Source organism: Streptomyces sp. SAS_281 (assembly GCF_052542855.1).
Window position 1 is genome coordinate 50,649 of sequence record NZ_JBMNDO010000024.1, and the last position, 15,900, is coordinate 66,548.

At 70.0% G+C, this 15,900-nt stretch carries 10 protein-coding genes, 1 tRNA gene and 2 pseudogenes; 5 read left to right on the forward strand and 8 right to left on the reverse strand.

The features are described 5' to 3' along the window. Window positions 1–55 precede the first annotated feature (55 nt). The 3 genes from ACN6LM_RS11930 to ACN6LM_RS11940 are packed head-to-tail and all read right to left on the reverse strand — an operon-like array spanning window position 56 to window position 3,286. Window positions 56–952 carry a carbohydrate ABC transporter permease gene (locus ACN6LM_RS11930; protein WP_445065302.1) on the reverse strand — a complete coding sequence of 299 codons (897 nt, stop codon included), beginning with the start codon at window positions 950–952 and terminating at the stop codon, window positions 56–58. Window positions 953–954: 2 nt separating this feature from the next. Beyond that, window positions 955–1,890 carry a carbohydrate ABC transporter permease gene (locus ACN6LM_RS11935; protein ID WP_445065303.1) on the reverse strand — a complete coding sequence of 312 codons (936 nt, stop codon included), beginning with the start codon at window positions 1,888–1,890 and terminating at the stop codon, window positions 955–957. Window positions 1,891–1,912: 22 nt separating this feature from the next. Beyond that, a complete protein-coding gene (locus ACN6LM_RS11940; protein ID WP_445065304.1) occupies window positions 1,913–3,286 on the reverse strand; it encodes an extracellular solute-binding protein in 1,374 nt (457 codons plus the stop codon). 248 nt (window positions 3,287–3,534) lie between these two features. On the opposite strand from ACN6LM_RS11940, the gene ACN6LM_RS11945 reads away from it, so the two are divergent. Further along, entirely contained in the window at window positions 3,535–4,596 is a 1,062-nt protein-coding gene (locus tag ACN6LM_RS11945; protein WP_445065305.1) for a LacI family DNA-binding transcriptional regulator, read from the forward strand. 28 nt (window positions 4,597–4,624) lie between these two features. Here ACN6LM_RS11945 and ACN6LM_RS11950 read toward each other — a convergent pair whose 3' ends face one another. Then, complete coding sequence (locus tag ACN6LM_RS11950; protein ID WP_445065306.1) at window positions 4,625–5,230, reverse strand: HAD family hydrolase; 606 nt, start codon at window positions 5,228–5,230, stop codon at window positions 4,625–4,627. A 106-nt stretch (window positions 5,231–5,336) separates the two neighbouring features. Here ACN6LM_RS11950 and ACN6LM_RS11955 point away from each other — a divergent pair, with 106 nt between their 5' ends. The 4 genes and pseudogenes from ACN6LM_RS11955 to ACN6LM_RS11970 form a co-directional block, all read left to right on the forward strand. Beyond that, window positions 5,337–6,347, forward strand: coding sequence for an AraC-like ligand-binding domain-containing protein (locus ACN6LM_RS11955; RefSeq protein WP_445065307.1), 1,011 nt, complete (start codon window positions 5,337–5,339; stop codon window positions 6,345–6,347). A 145-nt stretch (window positions 6,348–6,492) separates the two neighbouring features. After that, the gene (locus ACN6LM_RS11960; RefSeq protein ID WP_445065308.1) at window positions 6,493–7,485 is read left to right on the forward strand and encodes a hypothetical protein; all 993 of its coding nucleotides are present in this window, start codon (window positions 6,493–6,495) and stop codon (window positions 7,483–7,485) included. Window positions 7,486–8,317: 832 nt separating this feature from the next. Next, a pseudogene (locus ACN6LM_RS11965) lies at window positions 8,318–9,088 on the forward strand (transposase). 702 nt (window positions 9,089–9,790) lie between these two features. After that, window positions 9,791–10,219 (forward strand): annotated as a pseudogene (locus tag ACN6LM_RS11970) (tyrosine-type recombinase/integrase); the annotation flags it as partial. Between the two features lie 110 nt (window positions 10,220–10,329). On the opposite strand, the gene ACN6LM_RS11975 reads toward ACN6LM_RS11970, so the two are convergent. The 4 genes from ACN6LM_RS11975 to ACN6LM_RS11990 form a co-directional block, all read right to left on the reverse strand. Further along, a tRNA-Pro gene (locus ACN6LM_RS11975) sits at window positions 10,330–10,403 on the reverse strand. A gap of 119 nt (window positions 10,404–10,522) precedes the next feature. After that, entirely contained in the window at window positions 10,523–12,718 is a 2,196-nt protein-coding gene (locus tag ACN6LM_RS11980) for a right-handed parallel beta-helix repeat-containing protein (protein WP_445065309.1), read from the reverse strand. Then, entirely contained in the window at window positions 12,715–14,181 is a 1,467-nt protein-coding gene (locus ACN6LM_RS11985; protein WP_445065310.1) for a M1 family metallopeptidase, read from the reverse strand. The genes ACN6LM_RS11980 and ACN6LM_RS11985 overlap by 4 nt, the downstream gene beginning before the upstream one ends. Next, window positions 14,178–15,851, reverse strand: coding sequence for an extracellular solute-binding protein (locus ACN6LM_RS11990; protein WP_445065311.1), 1,674 nt, complete (start codon window positions 15,849–15,851; stop codon window positions 14,178–14,180). The genes ACN6LM_RS11985 and ACN6LM_RS11990 overlap by 4 nt, the downstream gene beginning before the upstream one ends. Between the last annotated feature and the right edge of the window lie 49 nt (window positions 15,852–15,900).

Below are 15,900 nucleotides of genomic sequence, written 5' to 3' on the forward strand. Positions count from 1 at the left end.
ATCGTGGTGGCGGCCGGCCGGGAGGCAGGCGCCGGGGCAGGGAGAGTCGACGGGGTCAGCCGCCGCCGAGGCCGGTGGTGGCGACGGAGTTGACGATGCGCCGCTGGAAGAGCAGGAACATCACGATCAGCGGCAGCGCGGCCAGCAGGGCCGACGCCATGGACTGGGCGTACTGGATGCCGTAGGCGTCCTTGACGGTGGCGAGGCCGACCGGGAGTGTCATGAGGTCGGGGTCGTTGGTGACGATGAACGGCCACATGAAGTTGTTCCACGCGCCGATGAACACGAAGATCGCGACGGCTGCGACGATCGGGCGGGACAGCGGGAGCACGATGGACGTGAAGACCCGCAGTTCGGAGGCGCCGTCGATGCGGGCGGCGTCCTCCAGTTCGCGGGGTATCGCGTCGAAGAAGCGCTTCAGGATGAAGACCATCATGGGCGCCACCACCTGCGGCAGGATCACCGCCGCGTAGGTGTCGACCAGGTGGAACATCGTCATCTGCTCGAAGAGCGGGACGATCAGCAGCTGCGGCGGGACCATGATCGCGGCGACGGTGACCGCGAGCAGGGTGCGGCGGCCGCGGAAGGTGCCGCGCGAGAAGCCGTACGCGGCGAGTGTGGAGAAGGCCGTGGTGAGCAGGGTGACCACGGCGGAGATGAGCAGGCTGTTGAACGCCCAGGTCGGTACGTTGCCCCGCTCCAGGATCTGCCGGTACGCGGAGAGCGTGAAGGCCCCCTTGAACGGCGAGAGGCCCGACTTCATCACGTCCTGCTCGCTCTGGAGCGAGGTGGCGACCGCCCACACGAAGGGCAGCAGCCAGGCGACGGCGAGCACGGTCAGCGCGGTCCCGGCGAGCACCCGGGGCAGCCGTCCGTGGCCGAGCAGCAAGGGTGAGCCGGACTCCTCGCGCGGCCGGCGCGGCCGGCGCACGGGGGTGGAGATGGCGGACACGGTCAGCCCTCCTGACGGAAGAAGCGGAGTTGCAGGACGGAGACGACGATGACGATCGCGAAGAAGATGTAGCTGATCGCGGAGGCGTAGCCCAGCCGGTACCCGGTGAAGCCGACGTCGTAGACGTACTCCAGGATCGGACGGGTCGAGCCGTTGGGGCCGCCCTTGGTGAGGATGTAGATCTGGTCGAACACCTTCAGCGAGGCGAGGACTTGGAGCATCGCGACCAGCACGGTGGTGTGGCGCAGCTGGGGCAGGGTGACCGACCAGAGCCGCCGCCAGGCGCCCGCGCCGTCGAGCGCGGCGGCCTCGTCGTACGTGGTGGGCAGGGACTGGAGGGCGGCCAGGTAGAGCAGGAAGTTGAAGCCGACGGTCCACCAGACGGTGAGGGCGGCGACCGACCACATCGCCACCGACTCGTCGGAGAGCCAGCCGACGGGCTCCATGCCCAGCGAGGTCAGCAACTGGTTGCCGAGGCCGATGTCGGGCTGGTAGAGCCACGTCCAGATGAGGGTGACCACGGTGACCGGCAGCAGGTACGGGGCGAAGTAGGCGAGCCGCCACACCCATTGGCCGGCCAGTCCGCTGTGCACGAGCAGCGCCATGCCGAGTGCGACCAGGACGAGCGGTACGCACGAGATGACGGTGAAGAAGACGGTGTTGCCGAGGCTGCTCCAGACGTCCGGGTCCCCGAACGCCTCGGTGTAGTTGGCGAATCCGACGAACTCGGTGCCGCGCAGGCTGAGCGAGGCGTCGGTGAGGCTCATCCAGAGGCCCTGGACGACGGGCCAGACCAGGAAGAGCGCGAACACGACCAGGAACGGCAGGACGAACAGCCCGCCGCCCCGGGTCAGCGAGCGGCGGCGCCGGGGCGCGGCCGGTGTCGCGGAGGGTGGTTGCGGGGGCGCCGACGCTCCGGCGGGCGCGGTGGTGGTCACGATGCGGCTCCTTCGGCTGTCGTCAGGCGACCGGGTTGGGTTGGCGCAGCAGCGTGTCCGCCTCGCGGACCATCTGCCGTACCGCGCTCTCGGCGGAGGTGTTGCCCAGCAGCGCCGACTGGAGCGGCTGGCACATGCGGTTCTGGAAGTTGCCGCCGGCTCCGGCGAACCAGTTCGGCGGGTCGAGCACCGCGATCTCGCCGGCGGCCGCGTAGGACGACTGGGGGTCGAGCTTCGTGTACTCGGGGCGGTCCTGTACCGGCAGATACGCGGGGATGTGGCCGGCACTCGCCCAGGTCAGGCTCTGTTTCACGATCTCGGCGATGTACCGGTGGGCCTCGCGGCGGCGGGCGGGGTCCGGGTCGTCCTGGTGCGGCAGGACGAAGCTGTGCGAGTCGGCGTAGACGGCCGGGCGCGCGAAGACCTGCGGGAAGGGAGCCGCGCCCAGGTGCTTGATGCCGGACTTGCGGAACGTGGGCAGCTCCCACTCCCCCGCCATGATCATGCCGCCGCGGCCGTCCATGAACGCGGCCATCGCGCCGTTGTAGTCGAGGTTGTTGGGGTTGGTGCGCCCGTCGAAGAGCTGCTTCATGAAGGCGACGACCTTCACCGCGGCATCGATGTCGATCTTCGGCGGCCCGCCGTCGGGCAGCGTGAAGGAGGCCCCGGTCTGGGCGTACAGCGCGGCGAACTGGCGCCAGCTCTGGGCGGTGTCGGTGACGTGGCCGAAGAGCACGCCGGACTTGCCGGTGACCTCGGCCAGCTTCTTGCCGGCGTCCAGGAACGCCTCGGGCGAGCCCATCGGCGCCAGGTGGCCGGAGGGGTCGAGCAGTCCGGCCTTGTCGGCCACGTCCTTGTCGTAGAAGACGATGAAGGGGTGGACGTCCAGCGGGACCGCGTAGACGGTGCCCTGGTGCTGGGCGCGCTTCCATACGGCGGGCGCGAAGTCCTTCTCGCTGACGCCGAATCCGGCGAGGAGGTCCAGGTCGAGCGGGTCGAGCAGACCGCCGGGGGCGTATCCGGCCAGTCGTGACAGGTGCAGCACGGCGACGTCGGAGGCCCGGCCGCCCGCAGCCGACATGGCGAGTTTCGTGTAGTACGACGGGCCCCAGTCCAGAATCGTCCGGTCCACGTCGAAACCGTCGGAGCCCTTCGAGACGGCGGCGATCATCTCGTCCATGAGCATGCCGTCGCCGCCCTGGAAGAGGTCCCAGACCTTCAGCGCGGACGCCTCGCCCGCGCGGGCCGGTGAGGCGCAGCCGGTGAGCGAACCCGCCGCCAGCAGCGCGGCCGCCCCGGCCGTGCCGTAACGCAGCAGTGCGCGGCGGTCGATGGCGGGCTGGCGGCCGGGGTCCCGGGGTCCGGGCAGCCCTCGGGCGGGAGGTGCAGAGTTCATCACTGACCTTTCGACGGCCGGACGACGTGCCCGGCCGATGGCATGCGCCATCGGCACGGCAGCCGTCGGCCGCCCGTGCACATCGGGGTGATCCGCACCGGTCTCCCGGAGCGGTGACCTGTTTTTACATCGATGTACATTGGCTGTAAAGAGCTGGGCCACCACCAGTGCCGGATACGCCGCCCATCGGTCCGGACCGCCGGGGGCACGGCATAGACTCGGCGCGAACCGAGGGTGGGGAGTCACGGGTGGCACGACCGAGGATCAAGGACGTCGCACGGCACGCGGGGGTGTCGGAGAAAACGGTGTCCAACGTGCTCAACGACTACGTGCACGTGTCCGACCGGACGCGGCGCGTGGTGCAGGAGGCCATCGACCACCTCGGCTACCGCATCAACCTCGCCGGCCGTCATCTGCGCAGCGGACGCACCGGCATCATCGCCCTGGTGGTGCCCGAACTCGATGTCCCGTACTTCGCGGAGCTCGCCCGGCACGTCGTCCGGGAGGCCGAAAAGCGCTCCCTGACCGTGCTGATCCACCAGTCGGGCGGCGACCGCGAGCGCGAGAAGGCCGCCCTGGCCGGTTTCGGGTCGGACTTCGTGGACGGCGTCATCCTCAGCCCGCTCGCCCTCGCGCCGGAGGACCTGCGCGCCCACACCGGACCGCCGCCGACCGTCCTGCTCGGCGAACTGCTCAACGAGGGCGCGGACCATGTGGCGATCGACAACGAACGCGCGGCCCGCGAGGCCACCGAGCACCTGCTCGCCCTGGGCCGCCGCCGCATCCTCACCGTCGGCGGCCGGGAGGACGGCTGCGTCGGTACGGCCCAGGCCCGCACCCGCGGCTTCCGCCTCGCACTCTCCGGGGCGGGCCTTCCGTACGACCCGGCGTCGCTGCTGCCGGTGGAGGCGTTCCACATGAGCGACGGCGCCGACGCGGTCCGCCGGGTGCTGGCCTCCGGCGTCCGGCCGGACGCGCTGCTCTGCCTGAACGACCAGCTGGCGCTGGGGGCGCTGCGCGCCCTGCACGGTTACGGGGCACGGGTGCCCGAGGACGTCGCGGTGATCGGCTTCGACGATGTGGAGGGCGGCCGCTTCGGCGTGCCGTCCCTGAGCACCGTCGCCCCGGACAAGGAGGCGGTGGCCCGGGTCGCGGTGGACCTGCTGCTGCGCCGGATCGAGGAGGCCACGCGCCGCCCGGACGAGGCGGACGGCCCGGTCGCGGAGCGCCCGCAGGACCGGGTGGTGGCGCACCGCCTGGTGCTGCGCGAGTCCACGGAGGGGGCGGCCGGGCGCGACGGGGTGTGGTGAGCGGCGAGCCCTTCCCGGCCCTCCCCGCTCATCGGGCGAGCAGCTGTTCCAGCGTCCGCCGGAGCGCCGCGCCGCCCTCGAAGACCACGGCGGTCAGCCCGAGTTCGCGGGCCGCCCGGACGTTGGCCTCCCGGTCGTCCACGAAGAACGCCTCGCCGGGGGCGGCCCCGAGCAGCCCGAGCGCGCCCGCGAAGGCTTCCTCGGCGGGCTTGGTCGCGCCGAGCGCGCACGAGAAGGCGAGCACGTCGAAGCGGTCGTTCACCTCGGGCAGCCACGCGGACAGCCCGGCGCGCAGCAACGCGTCGTTGTCCGTGAACAGGGCCGTCGGCCGGTCCCGTACGAGGTCGACCGCGGCGAGAACCTCGGGGTCGGGCTCGAACGCCCGGCACCAGATGCGGCGCAGTTCCTCCGCCGTACCCGCGAAGCCGAGGCGCCGCCGGATCTCCCGCTCGACGTCGCCGGCGCTCCCCTGTCCCCGGTCCCAGGCCGGGACGAGCCCGGAGGCGTAGAGCTCCGACTCGACGCGCCGCGCGGAGAGCCCGCACGCCTCGCCGAGGAGTTCCAGCCGCCGCTCGCGGTGGAAGCGGCACACGACACCGCCGAGATCGAAGAGAAACGCCTGTGGCTTCTTCATGGGCGGCAGCCTAGCCCCGGGGCGAGCGCGCTCCCGCCCGCAGGGCGCCACGATATGGCTGGGCACCGCCTACCCGCTCAACTTCCTTGGCGGGCACCATCGTTGCATGCCAAGCCTGAGGGGAGCGCCCGGAGAGTCCGTGGCGACGACGGGGCCGTTCGTGACCGTGCACACCGACGACATCGCGGTGCCGGACCGGTTCGCCTGGTGGAGCGACATGGTCGCCCGGGAGGTCATGCCCGTGTCGATCCGCAGTCCGCACGCGGGCGATTTCCGGGGCCGGGCGGAGTCCGTGGAGCTCCCCCGCAGCCGGCTCGCGACCTTCGGCTTCTCCCCCCTGACGGCCCGGCGCTCCCCCGCGCAGATCCGCCGGGAGGACCCCGAGGACGGCTTCCTGGTGCTGGTACGGCAGGGCGGGGTCCGCCTGGAGCAGGGCCGCAACGACATCGGCCTCGGGCCGGGCGAGATGTCCCTGTTCTCCAGTTCGAGGCCGCTGGCCTGCGCATTCGTGGACACGGGTGCATCCGTCCGCATCACCCTGCTGCGTCTCCCGCTGGCGCTCCTCCCGCTGTCCGGGAGCCGCGCCGACCGCCTGGCGGCCGAGCCGCTGCCGACCGGGACCGCCTCCGGCGCGCTGCTGGTCCCGTATCTGACCGCCTTGCCGGAGGCCGCCCGTACCGCGGGCCCCGCCGGACTCGGGAGGCTCGGCACCATCGCGGTGGACCTGGCCATGTCCCTCTTCGCGGCGCGGCTCGACGACCGGAGCGCGCTGCCCGCCGAGTCGCGCAGAAGGGTGCTCCTGGCCCGGATCGACGCCTTCATCGAACAGCACCTCGATGATCCGTGCCTGGGGCCGGCGGCCGTAGCCGCCCACCACCACATGTCCGTACGAACCCTCCACCATCTCTTCCGCGACGAGCCGGAGTCCGTCGCCGCCACCATCCTGCGCCGGCGGCTGGAACGGTGCCGCACCGACCTGGCCAAGCCCGGGCTGCTGCACCTCTCGATCGGCGAGATCGCCCTGCGCCGCGGCTTCAGGCACCCTGCCGACTTCAGCCGGGCCTTCCGCAAGGCGTACGGGATCCCGCCGAGCGAGGTCCGGGCCGGCCTGCGCTGAATGCGCCGAAGGTCTGCGCTCCTCGCCAAAGACAGGACGCATGGGGACGGGTGACATTGGGGCGCACCACGCCGCACGTCGTGGGACGACGAGAACCGGGCATGGCACCTCGCGGGGTGCCGGGCGCCGGAGCCGGGGGGAGCGCATGGAGACATCCGCGTTGGCGGCCATGGTCGTCGCGATCATGACCGCCACGGCGACCGAGGCGGCGGGCGCCGTCGGCCAGGGGGCGGGAAACGCGCTCGCCGACGCCCTGCGCGCACGGCTGGCCGCGACGGAACGGGGCCGGACGGCCCTGAGCACGCTGGACCGGGCCCCGGACGACCTCGCCGCACTGGCCTCGGCCAGGTCGGCGATCCAGGAGGAGATCGAGGCGGACCCGGAACTGCTGCGCCACTTGCAGGTGCAGCTGAGCGCCCCCTCGACCCACACCACGGGCAGCCTGATGATCAACGGCAGCAGGGTCGCGCACAGTTCCATCGCCCTGGGGCCGCTGACGGTCAACAACACCCGGGCCGGGCGGGCCGTCATCACGTTGGTCGCCGCTCTGCTGGCCGCCTTGGTCGTGGTGGCCGTCTACGGAGGAGTGGAGCTGATCCTGCCCGACGATTCCCCCGGGTCGCCCCAGGGCGGCGGCGACCGCAACGCCGTGCGCACCCTGAACGCCGACGAGCTCAGGCGGGTCGTCCCGGACCTCGCGAGCATGCCGGGCGACTGGCAGAGAGACGGGTCCGTCGAGTCCGGCGAGAACAAGAGGGCGGGGTGCTCGGTGGCCCAGGGGAAGTTCGTCTCCGCCTGCGGGCGCGACAGCTCGGGAACTCTGGTCCGCAGCACCTTCCAGGTGTGGTCCTGCTCCAGCGCCGCGGCGAGCGCGAAGGCTTTCGAGGAGAGCCGGGCGTCCCTCGCCGACGGGGCGGACGAGCTCCCCCTGTCGGAACTCGGCGATCAACGTACCGCGGCGACCACGCACGATGCCGCCATGGACGAGACGACGGCCCGTGCCGCGATCCGCGTGGGCACGGTACTCATCGGACTCGAATACGGGCCGGCGCTCTCCACCGATCAGGAGTGGACCGCGGAATTCGAACAGCTGGCCACGGTGGTCGCCGACCGCGCCCAGCAGGTCCAGAACGCCTGACCGGCGGTTCCGTTCGCGGCACCCGGCCGTGAACGATCGAGGGCCGGTCCTGGATTCCTCCAGAACCGGCCCTCGGTCTACGACTGCTACCAGTCGGGACGACAGGATTTGAACCTGCGACCCCTTGACCCCCAGGAGTGAGGGGCAAGGACATTTTCTGGCTATAGCAGACTTAATTCGGGCACGTGTTGTGCATGGAAGCGTGCATCGTGCACCACTGCGCGTACCGTGTGGTCCCCAACTGGTCCCCAGGATCGCTGTCCTGGCGGTGAGGATCACTTCGGCACCTCTGGTCACTGCAGGGTGGGAAGGGCAGATTGACCGGCGGACTGTCAGTGCCCGCGTAGCACGCCACTTCTCCAACGCGGATATCGAGCTGGACCCAGCCATGATGCTCACCCTGTCTCGCCAGCGGGCTGTTTTTCGTGAGCATCTTTGAGCGCCATCCGCGCCGCGACCACGCCCTCCCCGAGCTGGGCCCAGTACGGGTGGATGGTCACGGTGGCGCTGAGTTTCAGGAGCCCGGCCCCGTACTTGGCGACCTGAGGCGTGCTGCTCGGGGTGTAGCCGGGGCTGTCAGGCTTGACGGGGCGGTAGTCGGAGTGCCGCTGATGGCTCGGTGGCCACCCACGGCCGAATCCCCACCCCTGTGACCACCGGGGGAGGCGCCACCGCATGACTACGAAGGCCGCCCTTGAGGGCTCGCTAGCTGTATTGATCACGAGCGTTGTTGACACCGGTCTGGCCTTGAACATGGCGAAGACCTCCGGTGTGGTGGGAGCTGTCCAAGACCTGTCCCGTAACTGCTGGTCAGCGGTGAGATGATCTTGCTGTGTCTGGTGTGATCACGGCGTCGCAGCCCTCCTGGATAGCCTCGTTCAGCGGGCTGAGCCCGCGCCGGTTCGGCAGGCTGATCACCGCGCTCCGGCGCGAGGGTGCAGATCCGGTGCGCAAGGGTCGGCCGTGGAGTCTGCCACTGGAGGATCGCGTACTGCTGGTCGCCGCCTACTGGCGGACGAACCTGACCCTGCGGCAGCTGGCACCTCTCTTCGGGGTGTCCAAGTCTGCGGCCGACCGCATCATCGACCACCTCGGGCCCTCGCTCGCCCTGCAACAGCGCAATCGGTTCCGCAAGGACACCGCGCTGATCGTGGACGGCACGCTGGTCCCCACCCGCGATCACACCGTCGCCGAGCAGTCGAAGAACTACCGGTACTCGACCAACCACCAGGTCGTCATCGATGCCGACAGCCGACTCGTCGTCGCCGTCGGCCGACCGCTTCCCGGCAACCGCAACGACTGCAAGGCGTGGGAGCTGTCCGGCGCCAAGGAAGCCGTCGGGAAGACCACGGTGATCGCGGACGGCGGCTACCGGGGCACCGGCCTGGTCATCCTGCACCGACACGAACCCGGCCAGAGCGAACTCCCGGCCTGGTAAGAGGAACACAACACCTCCCACCGCAAGGTCCGCGCCCGCGTCGAGCACGCCTTCGCCCGCATGAGGACCTGGAAGATCCTCCGCGACTGCCGCCTCAAAGGCGACGGCGTCCACCACGCCATGCTCGGCATCGCCCGCCTGCACAACCTCACCCTCGCCGGCTGACGAAGCACGGGCAGGTCAGCAAGCACGACGTAGATCATTTACGGGACAACGCTTAGGAGCTCTCACGGCGTCTCGAATGCTCAGCACTTCTTGCGATTCCTTTTGCGAATGGAGAAAACCCACCCTCCTCAAGCATCGTCAAAAAACCGTCGAGTCCTGGATTGTACTTTAGGATCGCCTGGCGGGTTGCGACCCAGGAATGGCCAGCGAGTGCCCCTGACGGCACTTCTGCAAGGGCGTATGGAGGGATCGGATTTTTGATTAGCAATAGTGGGCGCCTCACCCCAGCAACCTGAACAACAAACCCCAGGATGAAAGACCAAGGCGCAGGAGACAGCAGCAGTTCTATGCGGTCCTCCGGCATTTCATTAATTACCATGCGACGCCAGGCCCCAAAGTCCCCCTTGGATAGTCGTTTGAGATCCTGCAGATCCTCGAGACAGGCAATGCACACATAGATGCATCCTCGATCCACGCGGCTCAACTCCACTCAAAATGGGAAAATAATCAGGCACACTGTTACCACTTGACGCACATGCAAATCACACCTAACCTCCACTCGTCGACATATCTAAACGTGGGGTAATATCTTGAAAAATGGGCTCCTGAAACTCGTATCTGGAACAGTCTGCCTCTCCTACTGCGCCGACATGGCGGCCACGTATACTCTTACACTTAAAGTTCACGACTCATCGGGCGCAGAAGGGCACCAAAGGCAAGCGGGCCCGCAAGGTTCCCATTGTCGAAGAGATCCGCCCCCTCGTCGCCCAGCGCATCCTGTCCGCCGGCCCCAATCCGGCCGCCCGCCTGTTCACGGGCCCACGAGGCGGACGTATCTCCACAGCCGTCCTCCGCGACGCCACACACTGGGACGACGTGGTCACCAAGCTCGGCTACGAGTATCTGCGCCGCCACGACCTCCGTCACACCGCGCTGACCCGGTTCGCCGACGCCGGGGTGCCGGTACACGTCCTCCGCAGAATCGCCGGCCACGGTTCGCTGACCACCACCCAGCGCTACCTTCACCCGGACGTCCACAAGATCACAGCGGCCGGAACGGCACTCTCGGCCCACTTCAGCGCGCTGCGCGCACCACGCTCACTCCCGAGCCCCATAGTCATGACCCGCTGACCCGGTCAAGGACGCCGGACCACCACTTGGTCCCCGACTGGTCCCCAAAAACGATCAAGGGCCGTTTTCGGATTTCTCCGAAACCGGCCCTGACCTGCGACTGTCTCCAGTCGGGACGACAGGATTTGAACCTGCGACCCCTTGACCCCCAGTCAAGTGCGCTACCAAGCTGCGCCACGTCCCGATGCCCGCCTGACCTGGGGTTTCCCCTTGGCCGAACGCGCATGAGAACAATACCGCACTTCATCGGGTGGTCACGAACCGCTTTCCCTGGCGCAGCTCTCCGTGTCCGGGTGGGCACGCTCAGTGGATCAGTACCTGGGAGAGGGCGACCCGGCCCGTGCCGGTCTTCACGACGCGGACCGTACGGGTGCGGCTGTCCAGGTCCACGACGGTGGGGCGCAGGGCCTTGCCGCTGACGTGGACCGTGGTGTCGTCGGTGACGATGTCGAAGTCGGCCGTCGTCGTGGAGGCGTTGTTCCAGACCTCGACCTGGCGGATGTGCCGGGTGGCTCCGAGGTCCACCTGCCACCAGGCGCCGTCCTCGGCGAGGGTGCGGGTGTCCGTGTTGGTGTCGGCGTCCAGGGCGAGGGCGGCGGTGGCGGTGCCGTCCGTCGAGGACTGGGTGGCCGTGCCCGTGCGGGCCAGGTCGGTACGCAGCCGCTCGACCGGGCCCCCGTGGGCTCCGGCCCGGGCGGCGACGGCGAGGGCGGCGGCCGGGAGGCGGTCCAGGCCGGTGTGGTTGCCGGTCATGACGGAGCCGGTGCCGCCGAGGGCGGGGGCGGCGGTGTCGGTCCAGTTGCCGCGCGCGGTGTTCCGGATGCCGTAGTCCGCCCAGTTGGACACCCACTTGTAGCCGATGCGGGTGATGACGTTGTTCTCGACGGTGATGTACGAGGACTGCTCGTCCAGGTAGATGCCGTTGCCATCGCGCTCGGTGTTCCCGTACGCGGAGCGGTTGATGTAGTTGCCGCTGACGACGGTGCCGGGCTGGGCGCCCTGGGTGTAGATGGCGCCGCCGTCGTGTTGCTGCCGGGCGACCTCCATGACGTCGGTGATGCGGTTGTCCGTCACCTTGTTGTCGCGGAGCACGGACTTCTGCGCCTCCGGCTGGTTCCAGCCCCAGCCGACGGAGATCGCCGAGTACGGGAGGTGGTCCAGGCTGTTGTGGTCGACGGTCAGCCCGGCCTCGTAGCCGGCCCAGATGCCGACCGCGTCGGTGTACTCGACACCGGTGCGGCTGATCGTGTTGTACGCGACGGTGTTGCGCTCCCCGGCGCGTGCGGGCTCCGGCATGGGCTCGGTGTCGCCGACGTAGACCGCGCCCGAGGAGAGGTCGGTGAAGGTGGAGCGGGTGAGCGCGCTGTCCTTGGTACCGGACTCCAGGATCGCTCCGGCGCCGCCGAGGTGGGTGAAGCTCACGGAGTCGACGGCGACCCGCCGGCTGCCGCGCACGGTGAGCGCGGCAGCCGGTTTGGTGTAGTAGCGGCCCCCGTGGTCGACGGGGCCGGTGGCTCCGGTCAGGGTGAGACCGGCCTGCATGCCCGCGTAGCCCTCATCGGTGCCGGGCTGCCGGTAGGCCGCGTACGCGAAGCCGATGCCGCTGACCGTGAGGTCGTGGGCGCCGTCGACGGCGAGCAGCTGCTCGGTGTGCGGGGTGACGGCCCGCGCGTGGCGCATGTTCTCGCCCTCGCGCGGGAGGTAGGTGACGGTGCGGTCCGTGGAGTTCCACACGAACTCGCCCGGCTCGTCCAGGAGTTCGGCGGCGTTCTCGAAGAACGCGACACCGCTGTAGCGCGTGGAGTCGACGGCGGTGGTGTCCCAGGCGGGGCCGGTGCGGCCGGTGCCGCTCGCGGAGTTGGTCCAGCAGGGCTGGGCGAAGGTGAGGGTGTCGCCGCTGACGCCCGCGATCCGGCAGTGGTAGTTGCGCCAGCGGACACGGATGACGGCCTCGGCGTCCGTCGGGTGCGCCCAGTGACCGATGCCGGTCGCCGTGGCGCCGGTCATGCCGGTGGCGGTGGCGTCGCAGGTGGCGGCGGGGCACGCCTCGCCCCGGGCGCGGGTGGCGCGGCGGCCGTCCACGAAGAGCTGGCGCGGGGTGACACCGGCGGGGACGGCGGCGGTCCAGGTGCCGTCGGCGTTCTTGCGCCAGCCGGTGAGGTCCTGGCCGCCGGAGAGCACCGGATGGGCGCCGGGGGCGGCGGTCCAGGTGGTGCCGGAGTCGGCGGCGCCGAGCTCCAGGGGCGCGTCGAGCCGGTACGTGCCGTCCTTCAGGAGGACGCGGACCGTGCGGTCGTGCTCGGTGCGGGCCAGGTCGCGGGCGCCCTCCAGGGCGCAGGGGCGGGCGGCGGTGCAGGCGGCGCCGCGGCCCTCCGGGGCGGCGTAGAGGGTGCGGGTCGCAGGCGCGGCTCCCGCGGACGGGGCGGCGAGCAGGGCGGTCAGGAGGGCCGCGGTGGCGGATGCGGCGGTGGCTCGTACGACGTTCAGGGGGCGGTTCACGCGGTGGCCTTCCAGTCGGGGTGGCCGGGCATGGGTGGGTTGACGGCTCCGAAGAGCCAGTCGCGCAGGAACGGGTCGAGCGAGCGGTCGCGGGTGGTGTCGACGGTGTGCCGGATGAACTGCTCCGAGGTGTACGTGGAGTCCTTGAAGCGCCGCACCCACTCGCGCATCACGGTGTCGAAGGAGCGTCGGCCGATGCGCTGGTTCAGGGCGTGGAGGACGAGGGCGCCGCCGTCGTAGATGTTGGTGCCGCCGAGCGCCTTGGGCAGTCCGGGCGGCCCGTCGGCGGCGCGGACGGCGTCGAGCTTCTCGTACGTGGCCTTCATCTTGTCCGCGAGGACGGACCAGCCGCGCTCCTCGCCGTACAGTCCGGCGTAGTACACGGCGGGACCCTCGTTGAGCCATGCCTGCTGCCAGTCGTGCGGGGTGACGGAGTCGCCGAACCACTGGTGGACGAGCTCGTGGACCATGGTGGTCTCGTAGCCCGGCTGTCCCTGGGCGTTGGGCTTGAACCAGTTGGTGCCGAAGAGGGACAGCGTCTGGTTCTCCAGCGCGTCGGTGTAGCCGTCGTAGATGTGCACGCCGTAGACGGAGAACGGGTAGCGGCCGAACTTCGCCTCCAGCCAGGCCAGGTGGTCGGCGGTACGGGCGACGACCGGGGCGTACGTCTCCTCCTGGCCCCGGGGAACGATGTGGCGCAGGGGCAGGCCGCGGTGGCTGTGGCCGTGGAGATAGGTGCCCTTGACGACGGCTATGCCGATCAGCTCGGTGGCCATGCGCTCGCGGAGGGCGAAGTGCCAGACGGTGGAGCCGTCGGCGCGCGGGGTACGGTGCGTCAGCTCGCCGTTCGCGGTGGCGACGAAGCCCTCGGGGGCGCTGAGGTGGAAGGTCCAGGTCGCCTTGTCCGACGGGGTGTCGTTGCAGGGCAGGAAGGTGTCGGCGCGGGAGGACTGGGCGGCCGAGGCGAAGCCGCCGTCGCTGCCGAACCGCCAGCCGGTGAGGCCGAGCCGGGGCGCCTTGCCGTTGCCCCGGTAGCGGATCTCGACGGTGAACGCCTGGTGGTCGCGGATCGCGCGGTCCGGGGTGACGGTCAGCTCCTGGCCGCTCCGGCCTGCGGTGAGCTGCCAGGTGGCGGGGCGGCCGGCGACGGTGACGGCGTCGATGGTGTGGCCGTCGGTGTCGAGGTTGAAGGCGGACAGGTCCTGGGTGGCCCGGGCGCTGATCTTCACCGTGGCGGTGAAGTCGTACGTCACCGGGGTGAAGTCGAAGGTCAGGTCGTAGTGGGTGACCTGGTAGCCGCCGTTGCCGAGGGTCGGGAAGAGCGGGTCGCCGACGCCGTCGGAGCCGGGCTCCGGGCGGAAGCCGTGCGGCCGGGCGGCGGCGGGGGTGGAGAGGGCGGGGACGGTGACGGCTGCCGCGGCCGCCGCGCCGCCGAGTGCGAGGACCGAGCGTCGGGTGGTCACTTCTTCCCCTTCTGAAAGGCTTCCTCGAACTCTCCGCGGGCCCTCTCGCCGCCCTTGGCCAGGTAGTCCTTGACCAGTTGGTCGTAGGCCGACATGGGCTTGCGGCCGGCGACGATGTCCTTGATGACGTCGCCCTTGAGCGTGCTGAGGCTGCCGTAGCCCTTGGAGTCCCAGGTGGGCGAGGAGTACCGGAGCGTCGCGTCCGGCACCATCATCGGGATCATCCTGGTGAAAGCCTCGTGGACATGGCGCACGCCCTGCTCGGAGTCGGCGCTGAAGACCGCCGGGACCGCGGAGGCGGCGAACTTCCAGGGCACGGTGACGTCCTGGGTGCCCTGTTTGGTGAGGGCCGGGTTGCCGTTGGCGTCACGGGTGAAGTCCTTGCCCTCCACTCCGTAGTTGATCAGGGTGTATTCCAGGCTGCCGAACGGCGAGGCCGCGAAGTCGGCAAACCGCAGGATCTCCTCGACCCGGTCCCCGGACGCCTTGCTGATGTGCGTGTTCTGGAGCGCGACGTTGTCCATCCAGGTCACGGCACCCTTGCCGACCGGCACGAACGGGCGTGGATCGAACTTCTTGTCGATCGCCTTCATCGTGGCGACGTAGCCGACACCCGGCGCCAGGTAGCTGGGCATGCCGTCGTAGACGTATGCGCCCTTGCCGTTCTTGAACATGTCCGTGTACTGGGCCTTCTGGGCCCCGGACATCTGGAGGGTGCCCGGGTAGTAGCAGCCGGCCTTGTACAGCAGCCGGGCCGTCTCGACCGCCTTGCGGTACTCCGGGGTCTCCAGGTCGAGGGTGAACTTGCCGGTCTTCTCGTCCAGCCGCCAGGACGCGGGGGCTCCGGCGGACATGGCGATGACGGTGGTGGCCCCGGCGATGATCGCGTACTGGTCCTTCTTGGGCCGGGTCAGCTCCTTGCAGACCTCCACGAAGCGGTCCAGGTCGGTGATCTGGTCCAGGCTGGTGACGCCGACCTCTTCGAACAGATCGTGGCGGTAGAAGCCGGCGCCGCCGGTTCCGGAGCGGGCGATCGGGATGCCGTAGAGCTTGCCGCCGAAGATCGCGCCCTGCCAGGCGGCCTCCGGGATGGCCGCGAGGTTCGGGTAGTCCTTGACCGCGTCCCCCGCGAGGTGCGGGGTGAGGTCGGCGCACTTGGCCTGCAGGAAGGCGGCCTTGTTGTCGACGCCACCGCTCTCCGGGTACATGAAGAGGTCGGGCAGGCTGTCGCTCGCGACCATCGTGGAGAACTTGGTGCTGTAGTCGTCGGAGGGCACACCGGTGATGTCCACCCTGGTACCGAGCAGCTTCTCGATCTCCTGCCAGGCGACGTTCTTGCCGCGCGAGGGCGGCGGAGGCGAGAACGTCTCCATCGTGGCGCTGATCGCCTCGGCGCCCTTGAGCGGCGTGCCCTTCGTGGCCCTCAGCGGCTCGGCCGGGTAGCTGAAGAAGCCCTGCGGGACACCGGCCGCGGTGCCCTCCAGGTCGGGCTTGAGCCCGATGTTGCGGACGGCGCTGCGCGGGAGCAGGGACGCGCTCTTCGCCTCGGCCTTCGCGGTCGTGCCGCCGTCGCCGCAGGCGGTGAGCAGCGGGGCGGCCGCCAGCCCGAGGCCGAGGCCGGCACCGAGTCGGAAGAGCGCTCTGCGGTTGATGGGGGTGGAGCTCGACACCTGGATCTCCTTGGAAGGGGGAAGGGAAGGAGCGGGGGGCGGCTGTTGC